Here is an 18,098-nt window from a genome sequence, read left to right on the forward strand (position 1 = left end):
ACGGTGGCTATGTATGGAGCGGGTGACGGGAATCGAACCCGCGCTGTCAGCTTGGGAAGTCTCTACGCGGCTTGGGTGCCGTCCTGGCGGAACGTTGACCTGCGGAGAGTGCTTCGAGTGCCCGAGCTTCCCCCTGACTCCCCCTTGATCACCCTTCAGACGGGCACGGAACGGGCACGTGGCTATCGCGGCCGCAAAAAAATGCGGCCCCTTGCGGGGCCGCCCAGTTGGCCGTAACCAACTTCGTGTACCCCCATGATAGCTACCATCGGCGAGGCTGGCCAATGGTGGAGGTGTCTGCTGGTGGATGTGGTGGCGTACGTCGACGGCTTCAACCTGTACCACGGGCTGAAGAGCAAGTACGGCCATGCGTACTTGTGGATCGACCTCGTCGAGTTGGTACGGCAGATCCGTCAGCATGACGTCGTGCTCAAGGTCAGGTACTTCACAGCGATCGTCAAGGGCGAACCTGACGCGGCCCTGAGGCAGGAGACCTACCTGGCCGCGCTGGCTGCGCACTGTCCCGAACTGGGAATCGTCCGCGGCCACTTCAAGAAGAAGACCGCGCGGTGCAGGGACTGCGGCTCCCGATGGACCTGCGCGTGTGATCCTGCGCAGACGTTCCACACGTATGAGGAGAAGCTGACCGATGTGGCACTGGCGGTGGCCATGACCATGGACGCGGCATCCGCTTACGGTGATATGTCAGTGCTCGTGTCGACCGATACGGACTTTCGCCCCGCAGTCGAGGCCTCGCTTCAGCTGGCCCCTACCCGGCCGGTGATGATCGCGTGCCCACCCGGTCGCGTCGGTCCGAAGCACGACTTCTCAGGCCGGGTGGTCTCGTTCGCGATACCCGAGAAGCACCTTCAAGCCTCGCTGCTCCCTGAGGCTGTTCCTGGTCCAGATGGGCGAATCTACCAACGCCCAGAGAAGTGGAGCGGGTGACGGGAATCGAACCCGCGCTGTCAGCTTAGGAATCGGTTGCTGATCTTGGTGCCCTGGTCTGGGAAAACGGCCATGCAGGTGAAGGCGGGGGGCGTCTCCATGGGATCCCGTGAGTGCCCCTTGTTCCCCCTTCGTTCTGGCACGGATCTGGCACGCGATCAACGATCTGACCGCTTCCTTATCAGCTCGGTGGTCCCCCTGCTCGTGATGAGCCTTCCAGCAGGCGGGGAGACGAGACCGGGGGGAGCGACAGCGCGGGGTTGCTGCCATCAACGTTGCCGTCACTTGCCAACCCACGGAGCCGGCCCCTGGTTCTCCCCCGTCCTCCTCGTAGCTGCCGACCCCAGGGCGAGGCCGCCGTGTCAAGGGTCAACGAAGTTGATCGCGCAGCGACGCCGAAGGCGCCCTTGACTCGGAGGACTCAACCGGGACACTCGGCCAGCGAGGAGGGCACGACCCCAACAGGTTAAAGAAGTCTCTCGATCATGTCTTATGACTGACACTTGACATTGGGAATCCATCCTGTTTGCTGATATCCGCGGTTGCGCACCCCTTAGCTGTAGCGATGGCTGTGCAACGAACGTTTCAGATAGATGAGACCGGTTCGGATTCAGGATCCACTTAGACGGAATGGGGACCGCCAGGAGATCAGACTGTCGTAAGATGCAGGATGTGTCTGATGATGCACGCACCGAAGCGACGCCGGAAGGCGTGTCTCTACCCAGAGTGGCACAGCAGGCTGCAAGGGAATTCCATGTTCAAATTCCTGGCAGCTCAGAGCTCCGTGACAGTGCGTGGATAGCCTTGAAGATCGAGTTGGAATCCTTCGGTGATGACGTGCTTCAAGAAGCTGGCCGCATTGAGGATACGACCGAAGATATATCCGCAAGAGACATAAAGGCTATGGCCTCGTACGTGCGCAGAGGATACGCGGCACAACCACGAAAAAAGCGATCGCGATTAGGCACGATTTGCGAGGCGTTTAGCTACGTGACAGCTATCTTTGCGGGAATATTTGTTAATAACATTACGGAGCCGTGGGGTTCAGTAGGACTAGTTATTGCCGCACTGCTCGGGATCTTCTCCTTTATCTGGGCGCGCGAGTCGGGGGGGAGAGTTGATGGGTGACGCTAAAAAGCGCGAGCTTCAACTATCAAAAGATGCCGAGAGGATTCTCAATATAGCTCTGCTGGATGTTCGCGAAGAAGTTATTCAGTCAGCGTCCCGTATACAGCTCACGCCAGGCGGAACGGCCGTTTCGGCAGAAGCCGTCAGAAGTGCTCTGGACCTATTGGGGGTCGGGCGCTTCAGGAAAAGATATCCGCTGCTACCACGCAGCCGGCCAAGACGCATCCTTTGGGCTTTGATAATAAGCTCGTTGTTTGCCGCAGCGTTCGTTGCTGGAGTGTTTGTTGATCATGGCGGAAAGGGCCTTGCGTTAGGCGCGATCGGCTACCTCGCCGGGGCATTCACATTTTTCTTGTCTTTTATGATCATCAAAGGTAATGCTCAAGAAATTCCAGAGAATATCTCGGTGGAGCGTCTAAAACTTGAAGCGCAGCTCTTGCGAGAGTGGGCGGAGGTTGAGGCTCTGATGCGGGAATCTCTCCAGCGAACCATAGGGGTTGAGCTCGCCCACAGCCCTGTCTCTACACTTTCTGCCAAGTTTCTGTCCGCTCTAGACGCTACGGAAGACGAGCGAAAATTCTTCCAAGAGCTGCGCCGACTTAGAAACGCGATAGTTCATGGCGCATCGGAAGATATCAGTGACGACGCTATCGCGTCCAGTGTCGATCGGGCCAGGAAGCTAATCCAAACGATCAGAATTCGCATGGCTCAATAGGGGCAGACACTCCCGATCCACATGTGTGCACCACTACTACGTCGCGCAGGGGGCGGCTTTGTTGCGCCTGCGGGAAGTTAACGGTTTAGCATCACATGTCTTTTTGTCCAATCCTCCGCTCCGAGTCGGATAATATTTTGGCCAGAAGTTCACGAACAATATATCGCGACTGCCGTAAATCATCGTTTAACCTCGGCGGGCGCTCCCCTTCGTGTACGAGCTTACTGCGAATAGCGTATAGAGCCTGGACTTCCCGAGCTCGCTCTGGCCCTAGATGGCGGTAGATCAATCGTCGGATCCCGGTGCCGATGGAGACATGCTTAAGGGAACGCAGGCGACCTCGGAGGGACTGAGCTTCGCCTGGTTCAAGTTGGCGAATCTCATTGAGCCAGCCGTCGATTAGCTGTTCGGCTTCCTGCGAAACAGGATCTTGTTCCTTGAGGACTTCTAGTACGCCGATAAGAGTGATGAACTGTGCCTCTGGGGAAGTCTCAAAGAAGCTATCTGTATAGAGCATGCAAGCGAGTGCTAGCCGTTGATCTGAGAGTGCAAGTGCTGCAGAAGTTGAACGGGCGCCAGATTCAAGACCATGTATCAGCTTGGGCAACGCGTAAGACATCTGAAACTCGACAGGACCCGATTTCATAACGAGGCGCGCAAGACTCCTGTCCTGCGGGCAAATGAACGGTCGCTCATCTTGGCCCGGCAGTGGTGTGACGGCATCCAGGATTGCCACCTCATCTGCGATCCTAATTCCACAAGAGAGATTTATGCTTGCGATTAGCATTCCACGCTTGATTGCCAAGAAAACTTCTTGTGCGGCGTCTACTGACGGCAGGTTTTCAACAACAATCTCGCTCAGCGGAAAGGAGGCTTGTCGTATGATTGCATTGTGTCCAATTACTGTGACGGCTACTTTGTTCGGGAAGCGAAATTTAGGCGCTATAAAGGGGGCCAGGAGTCGCCACTGCATGTCGGAGCCGTTTCCTCGCTGTCTCGTAGGCGTGCATTGTACTCTTTTGTGCCATGGGCGGCGTGCTGAAATACGGCAGACTGCGCACTCAGTGGGCGGGGATGAGGGGCGGAAGCTTCGATCTTCCACCCCGCAGCCCCTGGGGTGGCCCCTGGCGATCGTCTTGCCCTTCCGAGCGGCGACGCGCCCCCTGGTCGGCTGGACAGGTTACGTGTGGCGGGTGCTGTGTACGGCGGGCGGCCCGCGTTCCCGCCGCTGGCCGGGACCGGCGCCCGCGCCGCATGCCCGGCCGGGCGTGCGGGCGGCGGGCCGTGCTGCGGCGGCGAGCGCCGCCGCGCTTGATACCTAAAAGAACAATTCAGCAAGGTCCGCAGTGCGTAAGTTGCGCTACGACGTTCAGCGCGCTACGTCCGTTCCTGATACGGGAAGAGCCGCCAAGGCGAGGTGCCATGGGTAGGCGTCGGTGTGGTCTGCTCCGGAGCTTGGGGTGTGGGGTTCGAATTGTCCGGGGCCGAGGAGAACTTGGATGTCTTCGGCTCGTAGGTGGTTGATGCTGCGCCGGAAGGGTGTCCGGCTGGCTAGGGCGCTGTTGACGAAAGGCAAGATTGCGACGGGGATGCCGAGTCCTGGAGCTTCGGCTAGTAGGCCTAGGGCGTAGGTGTCGGCGATGCCTTGGGCGAATTTGTTGATGGTGTTGTAGGTGGCGGGGGCCACGATGATGGCGTCCGCCCTAGGGGGTTTTGGTTCTTCGGGCTTGCGGTACTGGCTGCGTACAGGGCGGCCGGTCTGCTTCTCCAGGGTGGGCACGTCGATGAAGTCGAGGGCGGGTGGGGTGGCGATGAGTTGGACGGTCCATCCGGTGTCTTGGGCGAGGGTCACTAGCTTGCCGACGTCTTTGGCGGGGCCGGCGGCGCACACGATGATGTAGAGGATTTTGCTCACGCGAGTGCTCCGAGGGACTCGGCGTATTCGCGGGCTTCGCGGCGGACGGTGATGGGGGCGGTGGCGAGGAGGTCGCGGACCAGGCGCAGGGTGGCGGGGCGGGCGGTGATCTCCTCGGGGGCGATTCCGCCGGCGGCGCGGAGGACGTAGAGGGCTTGGTCGTGTTTGTTCCAGGTGAGGAACGCGCGGGCGGTGTCCAGCAATAGGGTGGCTTTGCGTTCCTTGATCGGCAAGGCGTCGATGTGTACTTGGCGGGCGTAGTCGATGGCGGTGCCGGCGTCGCCCATGGTGAGGGCGATGTTGACGCGGTGGCAGAGGACGTTGCCGGGGCCGAAGGCGGTCCACATGTGGTTGGCGTCGTGGCGGAGTCGGTGGGCGGCTTGGGTGGCTTCGTCGAGTAGTTCGGTGGCTGTGTGGCGGCTGCCGGTCTGGGCGGCGGCTACGGCGCCGGACAGTAGTAATGAGCCATAGATGGACAGGTCGTTTTCGGTGGGGTGTCTTAGGTCGGTGTCCATGCGTTGTGCGGCGGTTGTGGCGGTGGTGATGGCAGCGCGGTGGTGGCGGCCGTCCATGAGGGCGCGGGTGATGATGCGGGCGCTGGAGCCGATCATCAGAGGGTTTTCGGAGGTGTGGGCGGCTTGGGTGCTGCGGTCGGCTGCTAGCCAGGCCAAGCCCTTGTCGTCTTGTTTGAGCAGGATGGAGGCGGCGACGTGGTGGGCTTCGGCGGACAGGGCATGGGCGCGGTGGCGGGCGTCTGCTGTGGTGGTGAGGCAGACGGCGCGTACGGTGCGTAGCAGGGTGGGGAGGATGGCGGTCACTTCGGCGTACCGGCATGCCTGGTAGCTGCTCTTGGCTTGGGCGACGGTGCGGGCCAGGGCGGTGAGGTCGATGGGGCGGTTCGTGGGGATGGGGTGTTCGACCAGGGCGGCGGCGATGTCTTCGAGGCTGTCTGCGGGCGTGGCCGGCGCGGTGGGTTGGAGTACGGCGCTGAACAGGGCGGCGCCTGTCAGGCCGACGAAGTCGCGGCGTCTCATGGTGTCCTCGTCCTCCCCTGAGTGGACGAGGTTCACAGTAGGTGGTGCGATCCGCGGGGGGTCGGCCGGTGGGCGTGAGGTATCCCGGGACGGGATGGCGGTGGATGCCGCGCGGGGGGCCAGGCCGAGGGTTAGGCGGGCCGGGTCGGGCATGGCGAAGCCGTCAGCGATGCGCTCGAAGACGTCGAGCGTGGTGACCTGCGCGGAGCTGTTCATGATGGCGCTGACTTTGCCCTGGCTGAGGTTCACCGCGATACCGATGCGGGTCTGACTCATTCCGCCGTATTGGCGGACAAGACGGAATAGATGGCCGATGTCCCGGGCTGACAGTGCGGCGAGTACGTCGGTGCGTTGCCAGAACGCCGCAGATAGGCCGATGGGCTCGCTTGCCTGTGCCCGCATGCGCTGGTTCCCCCAGGTCGTCACGGATCGCCGACCAACAACAGGTAGGGGATTTGGGGTTATCCCGTCAAGGGATAACGGCACGGGATGGGTTACCGGCCGGGGTTTTACCACTCTGGACACATGCGTTTACAGGCTGAACAGGTCCAGAGCGGATGCGCCGGATGCCGTGGGAAGGGCTGGCGTTTCGTCAGAGCGCAGCGTGTCAGCGCTGAACTGGCGCTGATCGGTGAGCCGGTGATGTTGCGGCGGGTGGCGTGTTTCGACTGCCCAGACGTGGAGGGCCAGGCGGCCTGAACTGTTCGATCTTGATCTATCGCTCGAAGGGACGTCGGGAATCATGGTGGTCACGCCTCGTGCGCTGGAACAGTCCACCGTCGCCTACTACGGCGCCTTGCTGAGCGGGCTCAACAGCAAGTTGGAGGCATACGGCATCGTGAGCCGGGTCGTCCGGGTGATCCGGCTTCGGCTGCTGTTCAATGACTACTCCGCACCTGACTACTTGCCGCCTGTGTTGGAGGTGCGTGGGGCCGATCGGCGGTTGCGGGCGAGCGTGACGGTCGTGCGGGGTGCCAAGGAGCCGGCCTACTCGGTGCGTCCCACCGATGGCGAGCGGTACTACCTGTTTCCGGTGTCTGAGGGTGCCGCCGCGGTGGCGTTCGTGGTCGGAAGGGCACGCGATTGGCAGTTGACACGATGAGTGTTCCTACTCGTGAGCAGCTCCAGCAGCGCCATGACCGTACCTGGCAGATCCTTGATTTCTACGGTGGGTGGATCGCCTACCGGCGTCACTTCTGGGCTGAATGTGCGGCGCGATTCGGGATCTTCAACGTGCTGGGGGCCGATACGCTTGCCCAGCTCGCGGCCCAGCTTGATGAGCAGGACAAGGTGGAAGCCCGGCGTAAGGGATTTCGTGTCCCGACGCCTCGCACTCCCCCCGGCGTCGGGACGGGTCGGGCTGAATAGTCCTGTCCTGAGTGAGCCCTCACGATTCGCGTCGTGGGGGCTCACTCGTTTTGCTGCGCTGCTTCGGCAGCTTGGATTGCAAGGGGCTTCGCGTGCGGTGGCTGTCCTGCTAACGTGCTTGATTAGACAGGTTGCCTGAATGCGAGGGTCTCGGCATGGCGTTCGAATACACCCCCCCGAAGTACGCGCAGTTGATCGCCGAGATGGAACGGCGGATCGAGTCCGGCGAGTACCCGCCTGGGTCGCCGTTGCCCAGTGAGCATCAGTTGATGTCGGAGTTCGGGATGGCGCGGCCGACCGTGGTCAAGGCGCTGGGGGTGTTGCGTGACAACGGGTGGATCATCACGCAGCAGGGCAAGGGAAGGTTCGTGCGTGGGCGGCCCGCGCTGGCGGCTGGGCAGCATCCGCGGACCGGGCGGGAGTTGCTGGAGCGGCGGGAGATCCCAAGCGTGACGCGGCTGGTGTCGGTCGGGCTGGTGAAGGCGCCCCGGCGAATCGCTGCTTACCTGGGGCAGGACGCCGGCGCTTCGGTGCTGCTGCGTAAGACGGTGGTGGATCAGGACGGCCAGCCGTCGGAGATCGTGGCGGTGTGGTTGCCGCCGCAGGTGGCGGAGGGGACGGCGCTGGCGGCGTCGAAGGAACTGTCGCAAGGGGTTCGCCGGCAGGTGGAGTCGGTGGCGGGGGTGGGGCTGGATCACATCGTGGAGCATCTGACCGCGCGCAATCCCGACAAGGAAGAGCGAGAGCTGTTGGGTGTGGGGGCGTCGGCGGCGTTGCTGGACCTGTACGCGGTGGCATGTGACGCGACGGGTAAAGCATGGGTGGTCCTGCAGACGGTGCTTCCCGGTGATCGGCATGAACTGGAGGACGCGTACCCGATCCGGTAATTCAAGTTTCCCCCTCCAGCCCGCTTGGTGCACTTGACTAGTCAAGCGGGCTTCGCGTTTAATGATGTCATCGCACTTGGTCAGTCAAGATGGCTGAGTGGTTGACATGGAGGTGTAGAGAGTAATGGCCCTACAGGGACCCATCCCCATCGGCTTCGAGCAAGTGTTTCCGCACGGCTGCTACATCGTCGGCGAGGTCGAACAGGTCAAGGACTTCGAAGCGTCCACCGGCAACAAGTTCGTCCCTGCACGCGACAAGACCACTGGAGAGCTGGTCTGGCAGGTCGCGGTGATGGACGCCGATCCCACCGTCAAGGCCGCACAGAAGACGGTGTCGGTGAAGATCCTCGCCCCGGTCCAGCCGGTTCCCCCGCCCTCGATCTCGGGGCTTCCGTTCACACCGGTCGAGTTCGACGGCATGAGCGTCACCCCCTACGTCCACCAGGCCACCGGTCGCCTGGCCTACTCCATCCGAGCCCGCGAGATGCGCGCACCCCGGACCGTCGGCAAGTCCTCGATTCCGACGGCCGGCAAGGACGCGGCGTGACCAGCGCGGGCCCACGGGTCAACGGGTCCTGGCAGGTCACCACGCTGCACATCGATGGCCGGGGGCGGGCGGTGTGCCTGACCTACCCGCACCGGACCCCGATCTTGGAGGTCGGGGCCGGGAACTCGATCGTCAAGCTCACGGTGCACGCCAACCGCATCGACCACACCACCGTGATCTTCGCGCGGGAGCTGGCCGAACAGGCACGCATCTTCGCGGGCGAGGTCGAACGGCTGCACCACCTCCACCCCGCACACACCCCCACCCCCGCCTCGCAGGAGGGCTCGTTATGAGCGACGGCTGTAGCTTCACCACGATCACCATGCGGCCCGGCTGCGCCCCCCGGATCGGGGTGCACCTGTACCCCGACCGGTACGCCGAGGTGAACTACTTCCCGGCCACCGACAGCACGGCGGCGTTCGTGTCGATCAGTCACGGCGGGACGTCGCTGAGCATCGGAACCGCCAGTGACGCGACCGTCACTGATGCGCATGTGGACTTCGCGCGCAAGCTGGCCTGCGCGGCGGCACAGTTCCTCGACAACTGCGAACGGCTGCGCGACGAACACGCCACCCGCGACAACCACACCGGCACCGGCACCGGGCAGATCGGTGCGCCGGGGGCTGTGGCCTGACCGGTTGATGGTGGGGCCGCTGGAAGCGGCAACTTCCGGCGGCCCCAACTCCCTCTCCCAGCGACTCTCACATCACGGAAAGAGGCACTCAGTTTATGTTGCGTAAGCTTCCCGGGGATCACACCCGCGACATCGTCTCCACCGTCCCCACCCAGGTCGTTTTCCGCCCCGTCGTGCTGAACACCCCCGCAATCATCACCATGCTTGTCGCGCTGTTTCGCGCTCTGGCCGGCGTGGTGCGCACGGTGTGGCGGCACCCGGTGGCCTGCCTGGCTGTCGCCGTCCCGGCCGGGCTATGCCTGCTGTACGGCTGGCGTACCGGACTGCTGGCCCCGCTCGGCGTCGTCTCGGCGCTGGCCGGATGGCGCTTCACCAGCCCCACGTCGTTCTCCCGGTGGGTCGGGCTTCGGCTGCGGGCCTGGTGGGTGCTGGTGTGGGTGTACCGGCGGCACTGGCAACCGGTCATGGTCGTCTCCGGCCTGGCCAAGCACATCGGCGGCCGGGAGTACCTCCCCCGGCTGCTCAAGGTCACCTGCACCCCGACCGCTGACGTGCTGCGCGTCAAGATGCTCGCCGGTCAGTCGGCCGACGTCTGGCAGGAACGGGCCGACAATCTCGCTCACGGCTTCGCTCGGCCTCAGTGCCGCGTCACGGTCGGCTCTCCTGGCCGGGTGGTGCTGACCTTTCCCCGGCGGGATGTGCTCGCCACCCCGATTCCGGCGCTGCCGGTTCCTCCGGTTCCGGTGGTGGCGGCGGTGCCGATCGGCTTACGGGAGGACGGCGCCCCGTACCTGCTCAAGCTGCATGGCACTCATGTCCTGGTGGCCGGCGCCACCGGTGCCGGGAAAGGGTCGTGGCTGTGGTCGGCCGTGCGTGGGCTGCTGCCTGCTGCGGCGGCAGGGCTGGTCCAGTTATGGGCCTTGGATCCCAAGCGGATGGAGCTGTCCTACGGCCGGTCCCTGTTCGGACCCCGGTATGCGGCCGATCCGGCCGACTGCGCCGACCTGCTCGAAGCGGCCGTGAAGGTCATGCAGGAGCGCGCCGACCGGTACGCCGGCGTGCAGCGGACCCATGTCCCGACTGTTGAGGATCCGTTCGTGGTTGTGCTGGTGGATGAGGTGGCGTTCCTGACCGCCTACCAGACCGACCGCAAACTCAAAGAACGCACCCTGGCCGCGCTGGCGACCCTCACCACGCAAGGCCGCGCGGTCGGCATAGCGGTCGTCGCGGCGCTCCAGGACCCGCGTAAGGAGGTGCTGTCGATCCGCAATCTGTTCCCCGACAAGATCGCTTTGCGGCTGGATGAGCCGTCTCAGGTGGATCTTGTGCTTGGGGACGGTGCGCGGGACCGGGGTGCTTTGGCCGATCAGATCTCGTCCTATCCCGAGACTGGGGCTGGTGTCGGGTACGTGCGGCTTGAGGCTGACCCCGAACCGGTCCGGGTTCGCGCGGCCTACGTCAGCGACACCGACATCCTCGCCATGGTCCGCCGGTACGCCGGGACCGGTGAGGCCCGATGACGACACTTGCGCACTTCCTGGACGGCCTTCGCTGCGAGATGTGCAGGGCTTTGAACCTGCTGTGGCTCGATCCGGTGCGCGGCGTCGTCGAGTGCCGCAACTGCCACCAAACCGCGCTCGTCGCCGTCGATGAGACCACAGGTGAGGCCCGGTGACCCACCCTGCCGACCGCACTATCCCCCGTGCCGTACGCGCATCCATGCCGATGGCCCTGGACGTCATCGAAGAAGTAGCCCGGCAACACGGCGTGTGTGTGCGGCCGGTCCCGCTCAAGCGCACCGACATCACCACCGGACAGACCGAGATCGTCAACGTGCCGTGCGGCGCCACCCTGGAAGCCAAGTGTGAACCGTGCGCGCGGCGGTCCGTGCAACTTCGCAAGGCCCAGTGCCGGGAGGGCTGGCACCTGGAATACGAACCGGTCGCCGAACCCGCACCTCCGACTGAGCGGCAGTGCTGGCTGATCGAAGAACGCGCTGACGTGCACGCCGGCCGGGGGATGGCCCAGCAATGGGGCGATGACCTCGCCTCGTGGGATGAGGCAGCCGCCATGCTGGAGGATGAGCTCGCCACCTCCGGCGTACGGGGGAGCGTGCTCCCTGAGCGAGACAAGCCGCGGCGCTCGCGTTCCACCCGGCGCCGTCAGGACGCACCCGATCTACCCAAGCGGCCCCGTGAGGATCGCACCGTGGGGCGGACATTCGCCGCACCGGACGGGAACGTCTACCGGCCGTCGCTGTTCGTCACCCTCACCTGTGACAGTTACGGCAAGGTTCGTCACGATGGCACTCCGGTCGATCCGGCGGCGTACGACTATGTCCGGGCGGCTCGGGACGCGATCCACTTTCCCAAGCTGGTGGATCGGTTCGTACAGAACCTTCGCCGGGTGGCCGGGTATGACGTGCAGTACTTCGCCACCGTCGAACCACAGAAACGGCTGGCTCCGCATCTGCACATGGCCGTGCGGGGCACGATGCCGAAAGCGGACGTGCGGGCTGTGGCGGCGGCGACGTACCACCAGGTGTGGTGGCCGTCCTGCGATGAGGTCCGCTACGAGGGTGCGCACCTTCCCGTATGGGTTGGTGACGAGAACGGCGACGAACGTCGGGACGGGCAGGCCGGCGACTACCTCGACCCCGACAGCGGGGAAGTCCTGCCGACCTGGGAACAGGCACTCGACCTGCTCGACGCCGACCAGGACGCCGAACCGCTGCACGTGGTCCGCCTCGGTCCGCAGATCGACGTCAAGGGCGTGCTGGCCGGATCCCCCGGCGCGGACAAGGGCTTGTCCTACCTCACCAAGTACCTGACCAAGCAACTGTCGGCCTGCTATGAGGCGACCAGTGAGGCTCAGCGTGCGCACGTCGAACGGCTGATGAGCGTCCTGCGTTATGAGCCGTGCGCGCCGACGTGCCCGAACTGGCTGCGCTACGGCGTTCAGCCCAAGAACGCGAAGCCCGGGATGCGTCCGGGGTGCTGCCGGAGCAAGGCGCACAAGCCCGAACACCTCGGCTACGCCGGACGGCGGGTCCTGGTCTCGCGCAAGTGGTCCGGTAAGACCCTGTCCGAACACAAACACGACCGCCGGGCCTGGGTGCTTCAACAGCTCGGACTTTCGGCAACCGACGACGACACACCTGCCGACCCTCACCGGTACTCATGGCGGCCGGTCACTCCTGCCGACCGTGACGTGCCACCCCTGGCCGCACGTCTGCTGACCGAGATCGCCAACCGGCAACGGTGGCGTGCGGCACTCCAACAGGCCCAAGCACGCGCGGACGGACAACCCACCGAAGAACTTTCGGCAACTCCGGTGAACAGGAGGGCGGCATGACCAAGAAGAGCGGTCACGAGCCGGCGCGGCTCCTTCCGGACTTGGCGCAGGGGCGGTTGCTCACGGTTCAGCAGGCGGCTGAACGGCTGAATACGTCGGTGCGGTTTCCTCGGCGGCTGATCGAGGAGCGCCGGATCACGTTCGTCCACGTCGGCAGGAACGTCCGCATCCCAGAAGCGGCGCTTGAGGCGTTCATCGCGGCGGGGGTTGTGGAGGCGATCACAACACGGAAGGGGAGGGCGGCCTGATGGGTGGCAACAGCAGGGGACATCGGCGCCGGTTCGGGGCGGTGCGCAAGTTGCCGTCCGGACGTTTCCAGGCGCGTTACAAGGGGCCGGACGACGCGGAGCACACGGCGCCTCAGACCTTCGCGAGCAAGACCGATGCGGAGATCTGGCTCACCAGGAAGGAAGCCGAGATCCACGCTCAGGAGTGGGCCGATCCGGACGCGGGGAAGATCCTCTTCCGGGACTATGCGGCTTCGTGGCTGGCGGAAAGGACGCTCAGGCCCAAGACTGCGCAGCTTTATGAGGGGGTGTTGCGGCTGCACATCTTCCCCGCCTTGGGGCACAGGCCGTTGAGTGAGATCACGTCGCGCCATGTTCGGCAGTGGCACACCAAGCTTGTGAACGACGGGCCGGGGGCCTCTACGGTGGCGAAGGCGTACCGGCTGGTGCGAGGCATCTTGAACACGGCGGTTGAGGATGATCTGATCAAGAAGAATCCGTGCCGGATCAAGAATGCCGGTGTGGAGCGGCCGGTAGAGCGGCCGGTGCTGACGGTGCCTCAGGTCTTCGCGGTGGCCGGCGCGTTGCCTCCGCGGTTCCGTGCGCTGGTGCTGCTGGCGACCTTCGGCGGTCTGCGGTGGGGTGAGCTGGCGGCGCTTCGCCGGTGCAATCTCGATCTCGATGCGCGGACGGTCCGGGTTGATGCGTCGGTGTCGGAGATGAAGACGGGGGAGCTGATCACCGGTCGTCCGAAGTCGGATGCGGGGGTGCGGGTGGTGGCTCTGCCTGAGATCGTCATCGGTGATCTCGCGTGGCATCTCCAGCGCTTCAGTGAGGCCGGACCTGACGGGCTGGTCTTTGTGGGGGAGCACGGTGCGCAGCTTCGGCGGAGCAACTTCACGAAGATCTGGGCTAGGGCCGTCGCCAAGGCACAGGTGCCGGAGATTCACATTCACGACTTGCGGCATACGGGGAACACGCTGGCCGCGATGACAGGGGCGTCGCTCAAGGAACTGATGGCGCGCATGGGGCACTCCAGCACCAAGGCGGCGATGATCTATCTGCACGCGGCGAAGGATCGAGATCGGGCTATCGCCGATGCGCTGGGGGAGATCGTGAAGGCGGGGCTTCAGGCGGAGGGTGGCGAGGCGGCGGATTCGCCGGCCGACAAGGGCAAGATCAACCCATCTGGCACGGATCTGGCACGCCGGTGAGGAAAGGTCCTGAAACGAATAAGGCCCTGGTCGGGATCATGTCCCTGACCTGGGCCTTTGGTGTGGAGCGGGTGACGGGAATCGAACCCGCGCTGTCAGCTTGGGAAGCTGATGTTCTGCCATTGAACTACACCCGCGTCGGTGTGACGGGGTCTACTGTAGCGGATCCTTGGGGGGGTGGGGGGATGGGATGGGGAGGTGGGGGTGGCGGGAGGTTGGTAGGTTGCTGAGGTGCTGCTTTCGGATGGGGATGTTCGGGCGGAGATCGCTTCGGGGCGGGTCGTTATTGATCCGTTTGATGAGGGGATGGTGCAGCCGTCCAGTGTGGATGTGCGGCTGGATCGGTACTTTCGGGTGTTCGAGAATCATCGGTATCCGCATATCGATCCGTCGGTGGAGCAGGCTGAGTTGACGCGGCTTGTGGTGCCGGAGGGGGATGAGGCGTTCATCCTGCATCCGGGGGAGTTCGTGCTGGCTTCCACCTATGAGGTGATCGGGTTGCCGGACGATATCGCGGGGAGGCTGGAGGGGAAGTCCAGTTTGGGGCGGTTGGGGTTGCTTACGCACTCTACGGCGGGGTTCATCGATCCGGGGTTCGAGGGGCATGTGACGTTGGAGTTGTCCAATGTCGCCACGTTGCCGATCAAGTTGTGGCCGGGGATGAAGATCGGGCAGTTGTGTATGTTCCGGTTGAGTTCGCCGGCGGAGCATCCCTATGGGAGTGAGCGGTACGGGTCGCGGTATCAGGGGCAGCGGGGGCCGACGCCTAGCCGGTCGTTCCTGAACTTTCATCGGACGGTGGTCTGAGGGGGAGGGTGAGGTCGCGAGGGGTCGGTGACCTGGGGTCGCGTACGGCTTCCAGGGGTGCTCTGAGGAGTGTGTGATCTGGACCCGGGAGGTGAGTTGCGGGGAGCGGGCCGGCGACGTGCGTCGCGTACGGCTACTGAGTCGGCGGGCCCGCCGGACGCCGACGGCTGGCGGCATCGGCGCCTGCCGGTGGAGTCGGTGCGCGGGTGTGCGGTCTGGGCTCGGGAGGGGTTGGGGCGAGCGGGTCGGCGACGTATGTCTGCCAGGAGTGGGTGTATTGGGTCCGGGAGTGGGTTTGAGGCGGCGAATCGGCGACGTGCGTCGCGTACGTTTGCAGGAGTGTGCGGGCTCTTGTCGGCGTGCCTCTACGTCCTAGGCGGATGCTCGGTTCGTCCGGGTGCTCGCGGTGGGTGGTCGAGGTGTCACCTACAGGGGAGGGGGCAGGGGTGGGAGGGTTGGCGGGTAGGGTGTGTGAGGTTTGTGGTGATTTGTCATGGTTTGGGATGTTGAGGAGGGAGGGGTGATGAGGCTCGTACGGGCTGAGGTTGTGGCTTGGGTTGAGGGGGGCCTGAGGTGGACTCGGGGGAAACGGCAGGTTGCCGGAGTGTGTGCAGGGTGAGAACTTCGCATTTCAGCCGCTACCCCTTAACCTTCTCTGCGGACAGTTCCCGCACATCTGGAGAACGACGTGCGCCTGCGACTCACGCCTCGTGAGGACAGTTACTATGATCTGTTCGCCGACTCGGCGAACAATCTCGTCACCGCCTCCCGTCTGCTGGTGGAGATCATCAGCGACGGGTCGGACAGGGAAGCCCTGGCCGAGAAGATGCGTGCCTGCGAGCACGCGGGTGACGAGCGTACTCACGCGATCATGAAAAGGCTCAACGAGAGCTTCATCACGCCGTTCGACCGGGAGGACATCTATCGCCTGGCGTCCAACCTGGACGACGTCATGGACTATATGGAGGCCGCCGCCGACCTCATCGGCCTGTACAAGATCGACCAACTCCCCAAGGAGGTCGTCCGGCAGGTCGAGGTGCTCGAACGGGCCTCGGAGCTCACGGCCGAGGCCATGCCGCGGCTGCGGTCGATGAAGAATCTCAACGAGTACTGGATCGAGATCAACCGCCTGGAGAACCAGGCCGATCAGGTCTACCGGCGGCTGCTCGCCAAGCTCTTCGGTGGTGACTTCGACGCGCTCACCGTCATGAAGATGAAGGAAGTCATCGACCAGCTCGAGATGGCGGCCGACGCCTTCGAGCACGTCGCGAACACGATCGAGTCGATCGCGGTCAAGGAAAGCTAAGTGGAGCTCGCGCTTGTCATCGGCGTGATCGTGGTTGCCCTGGTCTTCGACTACACCAACGGTTTCCACGACGCCGCGAACGCGATCGCGACCTCGGTCTCGACCCGCGCACTCACCCCCCGCGCCGCCCTGCTCATGGCGGCCGGCATGAACTTCGTCGGTGCCCACATCAGCACCGAGGTGGCCCGTACGGTCGGCACCGGCATCATCGAGCCGCCGACCGGCACGCATGGGCTCGTCATCGTGGGTTCCGGCCTGATCGGCGCCATCGTGTGGAACCTCATCACGTGGTACTTCGGGCTGCCGTCCTCCAGCAGCCACGCGCTCATCGGCGGCCTGGTCGGCGCGGCGCTCGCGGCGCACACCGGCATCCTGTGGTCCGGTGTGGTGGAGAAGGTCGTCATCCCCATGGTGCTGTCGCCCCTCGTCGGGTTCCTGCTGGGGGCCATCATCATGATCGCCATTCTATGGATCTTCCGGAGGGCCAATCCGCACAAGGCGACCCGTGGTTTCCGGCACGCGCAGACGATCTCGGCGGCGGCCATGGCGCTCGGCCACGGGCTCCAGGACGCGCAGAAGACCATGGGTGTCATGTTCCTCGCGCTGTACACCGGCGGCTATCTCGCCGCCGACGACCCCATCCCGCAGTGGGTGATCCTCGCGGCCGCCGCGGCGATCTCGCTCGGCACGTACGCGGGTGGCTGGCGCATCATGCGCACGCTCGGACGGCGCATCATCCACCTGAGCCCCGCGCAGGGGTTCGCGGCCGAGACCGCGGCGTCGGTGGTGTTGTACACCATGGCCATCGCGGCCAAGGCGCCGATCTCCACGACGCACACCATCACCAGCGCCATCATGGGTGTCGGGGCCACCAAGCGGCTGTCGGCGGTCCGGTGGGGGGTGGCCGGCAACATCCTGGTGGCGTGGGTGCTCACCATCCCGGCGGCGGCGGTGGTGGCCGCGTTGTCGTACTGGGTGATGCACGCCATCGTGGAGTAGTCGAATTGTTACTGAAAACCGTGGAATACGCACGGTATCGGTGAGGGTACGGCGGGGGGTCAGCTCCGCCGGTACTTCACGTCGGTGTCCCAGCGGGTGAAGCCGAGCGCGGTGTAGACCTTCACGGCCGCGGTGTTGTCCTCGTCGACGTACAGCATCACTTCGGCGAGCCCGCGGGCCCGCAGGTATGTGAGACCGGCGATCGTCAGGGCCTTCCCCAGGCCGCCACCCTGCTCGGCGGGGTCGACGCCGACGACGTACACCTCGCCGATGGGGTCGTGCCCCTCCTCGATGTGGATCTTGGTCCAGTGGAAGCCCACCGGCCGCGGCGGGTCCTCACGTACGGCGAGGAAGAAACCGGCCGGGTCGAACCACGGCTCCTCCTGGCGTCGCCGCAGGTCCTCGGCGGACCAGCCGCCCTGCTCGGGGTGGTGCGCGAACGCGCGCGCGTTCAGCGTGAGCCACGCCTCGTCGTCCGCGCCTGGACGGAACGCGCGCAGCCGCACCCCGGCCGGCAGGCGTACGGCCGGCAGCGGCTCGGCCAGCGGCCGGCGCATGCGCCACAGCGACCTGGCCCGGGTGAACCCCAGCGCGGACGCCAGCCGGCCGGCCGCGGGGTGGTCCCCGTGGGCCCACAGGCTGAGCGGGCCACCGGCCTCGTCCAGCGTGGCCTGGAGCAACAGGCGGCCGAGCCCGCGGCCCCGCAGATCGGGCCGCACGACCAGTTCGCCGCTCGCGCCGTCCTCGTCCGGCTCGAAGTGCGCGAAACCCGCGAGAGCGGAGCCGTCGTACAGCAGGAGCGCGCGCGCTCCGGGGCCGCCGCCGTGGCGCAGGCGGAGCGTCGCCTCCTCGTTGAGCGGCCGGACCCCGTCGGCCCGGGTGGCGGCCTCCACCAGGCCGGTCACGGCCGCGGCCTCGGGTTCGCTGAGCCTTTCGCGGACGTCCACTCTCATGGTCGAACTCTAATCTGGCGAAAAACGCCATCAACTAGCGGGGTAAATCGTTACCTCTGGTT

At 64.8% G+C, this 18,098-nt stretch carries 20 protein-coding genes and 1 tRNA gene; 16 read left to right on the plus strand and 5 right to left on the minus strand.

Annotated elements, in window-relative coordinates:
- Nucleotides 1-303: 303 nt before the first annotated feature.
- The 3 genes from BJ992_RS05450 (at nt 304) to BJ992_RS05460 (ending at nt 2,791) form a co-directional block, all read left to right on the plus strand.
- Nucleotides 304-948 carry an NYN domain-containing protein gene (locus BJ992_RS05450; protein WP_184978836.1) on the plus strand — a complete coding sequence of 215 codons (645 nt, stop codon included), beginning with the start codon at nt 304-306 and terminating at the stop codon, nt 946-948.
- A gap of 663 nt (nt 949-1,611) precedes the next feature.
- On the plus strand, nt 1,612-2,076 hold the full coding sequence (locus BJ992_RS05455) for a hypothetical protein (protein WP_184978837.1): 465 nt from the start codon (nt 1,612-1,614) through the stop codon (nt 2,074-2,076).
- Entirely contained in the window at nt 2,069-2,791 is a 723-nt protein-coding gene (locus BJ992_RS05460; protein WP_184978838.1) for a hypothetical protein, read from the plus strand. The genes BJ992_RS05455 and BJ992_RS05460 overlap by 8 nt, the downstream gene beginning before the upstream one ends.
- A 91-nt stretch (nt 2,792-2,882) precedes the next feature.
- Here the strand turns inward: BJ992_RS05460 and BJ992_RS05465 are convergent, their stop codons facing one another.
- The 3 genes from BJ992_RS05465 to BJ992_RS05475 form a co-directional block, all read right to left on the minus strand.
- A complete protein-coding gene (locus BJ992_RS05465) occupies nt 2,883-3,764 on the minus strand; it encodes a hypothetical protein (protein ID WP_184978839.1) in 882 nt (293 codons plus the stop codon).
- 396 nt (nt 3,765-4,160) lie between these two features.
- Nucleotides 4,161-4,706, minus strand: coding sequence for a flavoprotein (locus BJ992_RS05470; protein ID WP_184978840.1), 546 nt, complete (start codon nt 4,704-4,706; stop codon nt 4,161-4,163).
- Nucleotides 4,703-6,142: a helix-turn-helix domain-containing protein gene (locus BJ992_RS05475; protein ID WP_184978841.1), complete on the minus strand. Its 1,440-nt coding sequence runs from the start codon at nt 6,140-6,142 to the stop codon at nt 4,703-4,705. The genes BJ992_RS05470 and BJ992_RS05475 overlap by 4 nt, the downstream gene beginning before the upstream one ends.
- A gap of 340 nt (nt 6,143-6,482) precedes the next feature.
- Here BJ992_RS05475 and BJ992_RS05480 point away from each other — a divergent pair, with 340 nt between their 5' ends.
- The 10 genes from BJ992_RS05480 to BJ992_RS05525 all read left to right on the plus strand — a co-directional run bounded on the left by BJ992_RS05480 (nt 6,483) and on the right by BJ992_RS05525 (nt 13,971).
- Nucleotides 6,483-6,842 carry a hypothetical protein gene (locus BJ992_RS05480; protein ID WP_184978842.1) on the plus strand — a complete coding sequence of 120 codons (360 nt, stop codon included), beginning with the start codon at nt 6,483-6,485 and terminating at the stop codon, nt 6,840-6,842.
- Between the two features lie 421 nt (nt 6,843-7,263).
- Nucleotides 7,264-7,995, plus strand: coding sequence for a GntR family transcriptional regulator (locus BJ992_RS05485; protein WP_184978843.1), 732 nt, complete (start codon nt 7,264-7,266; stop codon nt 7,993-7,995).
- 124 nt (nt 7,996-8,119) lie between these two features.
- The gene (locus BJ992_RS05490) at nt 8,120-8,542 is read left to right on the plus strand and encodes a plasmid replication, integration and excision activator (RefSeq protein WP_184978844.1); all 423 of its coding nucleotides are present in this window, start codon (nt 8,120-8,122) and stop codon (nt 8,540-8,542) included.
- Entirely contained in the window at nt 8,539-8,835 is a 297-nt protein-coding gene (locus BJ992_RS05495) for a hypothetical protein (RefSeq protein ID WP_184978845.1), read from the plus strand. The genes BJ992_RS05490 and BJ992_RS05495 overlap by 4 nt, the downstream gene beginning before the upstream one ends.
- The gene (locus BJ992_RS05500) at nt 8,832-9,176 is read left to right on the plus strand and encodes a hypothetical protein (RefSeq protein ID WP_184978846.1); all 345 of its coding nucleotides are present in this window, start codon (nt 8,832-8,834) and stop codon (nt 9,174-9,176) included. Before BJ992_RS05495 ends, BJ992_RS05500 begins: the two co-directional genes overlap by 4 nt.
- A 95-nt stretch (nt 9,177-9,271) precedes the next feature.
- Entirely contained in the window at nt 9,272-10,696 is a 1,425-nt protein-coding gene (locus BJ992_RS05505; protein WP_184978847.1) for an FtsK/SpoIIIE domain-containing protein, read from the plus strand.
- Nucleotides 10,693-10,851 (plus strand): hypothetical protein, encoded by a 159-nt coding sequence (locus tag BJ992_RS05510; RefSeq protein WP_184978848.1) that lies wholly within the window; start codon nt 10,693-10,695, stop codon nt 10,849-10,851. The genes BJ992_RS05505 and BJ992_RS05510 overlap by 4 nt, the downstream gene beginning before the upstream one ends.
- Complete coding sequence (locus tag BJ992_RS05515) at nt 10,848-12,530, plus strand: replication initiator (protein WP_184978849.1); 1,683 nt, start codon at nt 10,848-10,850, stop codon at nt 12,528-12,530. Before BJ992_RS05510 ends, BJ992_RS05515 begins: the two co-directional genes overlap by 4 nt.
- Nucleotides 12,527-12,778 (plus strand): excisionase family DNA-binding protein, encoded by a 252-nt coding sequence (locus BJ992_RS05520; RefSeq protein ID WP_184978850.1) that lies wholly within the window; start codon nt 12,527-12,529, stop codon nt 12,776-12,778. The genes BJ992_RS05515 and BJ992_RS05520 overlap by 4 nt, the downstream gene beginning before the upstream one ends.
- Nucleotides 12,778-13,971 carry a tyrosine-type recombinase/integrase gene (locus tag BJ992_RS05525; protein ID WP_184978851.1) on the plus strand — a complete coding sequence of 398 codons (1,194 nt, stop codon included), beginning with the start codon at nt 12,778-12,780 and terminating at the stop codon, nt 13,969-13,971. The genes BJ992_RS05520 and BJ992_RS05525 overlap by 1 nt, the downstream gene beginning before the upstream one ends.
- 63 nt (nt 13,972-14,034) lie before the next feature.
- Here the strand turns inward: BJ992_RS05525 and BJ992_RS05530 are convergent.
- Nucleotides 14,035-14,108: transfer RNA gene (locus BJ992_RS05530), tRNA-Gly, on the minus strand.
- A 94-nt stretch (nt 14,109-14,202) separates the two neighbouring features.
- Between BJ992_RS05530 and dcd the strand changes: the two genes are divergently transcribed.
- The 3 genes from dcd (at nt 14,203) to BJ992_RS05545 (ending at nt 17,083) form a co-directional block, all read left to right on the plus strand.
- Nucleotides 14,203-14,778 (plus strand): dCTP deaminase, encoded by a 576-nt coding sequence (dcd, locus tag BJ992_RS05535; RefSeq protein WP_184978852.1) that lies wholly within the window; start codon nt 14,203-14,205, stop codon nt 14,776-14,778.
- Nucleotides 14,779-15,466: 688 nt separating this feature from the next.
- Complete coding sequence (locus tag BJ992_RS05540; protein WP_184978853.1) at nt 15,467-16,084, plus strand: DUF47 family protein; 618 nt, start codon at nt 15,467-15,469, stop codon at nt 16,082-16,084.
- Complete coding sequence (locus BJ992_RS05545) at nt 16,085-17,083, plus strand: inorganic phosphate transporter (RefSeq protein WP_184978854.1); 999 nt, start codon at nt 16,085-16,087, stop codon at nt 17,081-17,083. It abuts the gene before it with no gap.
- Between the two features lie 59 nt (nt 17,084-17,142).
- Here BJ992_RS05545 and mshD read toward each other — a convergent pair whose 3' ends face one another.
- Nucleotides 17,143-18,036, minus strand: a complete 894-nt coding sequence (gene mshD, locus BJ992_RS05550) for a mycothiol synthase (protein WP_184978855.1) — start codon at nt 18,034-18,036, stop codon at nt 17,143-17,145.
- Nucleotides 18,037-18,098: the final 62 nt, after the last annotated feature.

The organism is Sphaerisporangium rubeum, from assembly GCF_014207705.1.
GTDB lineage: Bacteria > Actinomycetota > Actinomycetes > Streptosporangiales > Streptosporangiaceae > Sphaerisporangium > Sphaerisporangium rubeum.

Coding starts and splice junctions, on each gene's coding strand:
- BJ992_RS05490 (WP_184978844.1), top strand. CDS start 8,120: ATGGCCCTACAGGGACCCATCCCCATCGGCTTCGAGCAAGTGTTTCCG.
- BJ992_RS05510 (WP_184978848.1), top strand. CDS start 10,693: ATGACGACACTTGCGCACTTCCTGGACGGCCTTCGCTGCGAGATGTGC.
- BJ992_RS05475 (WP_184978841.1), bottom strand. CDS start 6,142: ATGCGGGCACAGGCAAGCGAGCCCATCGGCCTATCTGCGGCGTTCTGG.
- BJ992_RS05480 (WP_184978842.1), top strand. CDS start 6,483: ATGGTGGTCACGCCTCGTGCGCTGGAACAGTCCACCGTCGCCTACTAC.
- BJ992_RS05500 (WP_184978846.1), top strand. CDS start 8,832: ATGAGCGACGGCTGTAGCTTCACCACGATCACCATGCGGCCCGGCTGC.
- BJ992_RS05460 (WP_184978838.1), top strand. CDS start 2,069: ATGGGTGACGCTAAAAAGCGCGAGCTTCAACTATCAAAAGATGCCGAG.
- BJ992_RS05465 (WP_184978839.1), bottom strand. CDS start 3,764: ATGCAGTGGCGACTCCTGGCCCCCTTTATAGCGCCTAAATTTCGCTTC.
- mshD (WP_184978855.1), bottom strand. CDS start 18,036: ATGAGAGTGGACGTCCGCGAAAGGCTCAGCGAACCCGAGGCCGCGGCC.
- BJ992_RS05455 (WP_184978837.1), top strand. CDS start 1,612: ATGCAGGATGTGTCTGATGATGCACGCACCGAAGCGACGCCGGAAGGC.
- BJ992_RS05525 (WP_184978851.1), top strand. CDS start 12,778: ATGGGTGGCAACAGCAGGGGACATCGGCGCCGGTTCGGGGCGGTGCGC.
- BJ992_RS05485 (WP_184978843.1), top strand. CDS start 7,264: ATGGCGTTCGAATACACCCCCCCGAAGTACGCGCAGTTGATCGCCGAG.
- BJ992_RS05505 (WP_184978847.1), top strand. CDS start 9,272: ATGTTGCGTAAGCTTCCCGGGGATCACACCCGCGACATCGTCTCCACC.
- BJ992_RS05520 (WP_184978850.1), top strand. CDS start 12,527: ATGACCAAGAAGAGCGGTCACGAGCCGGCGCGGCTCCTTCCGGACTTG.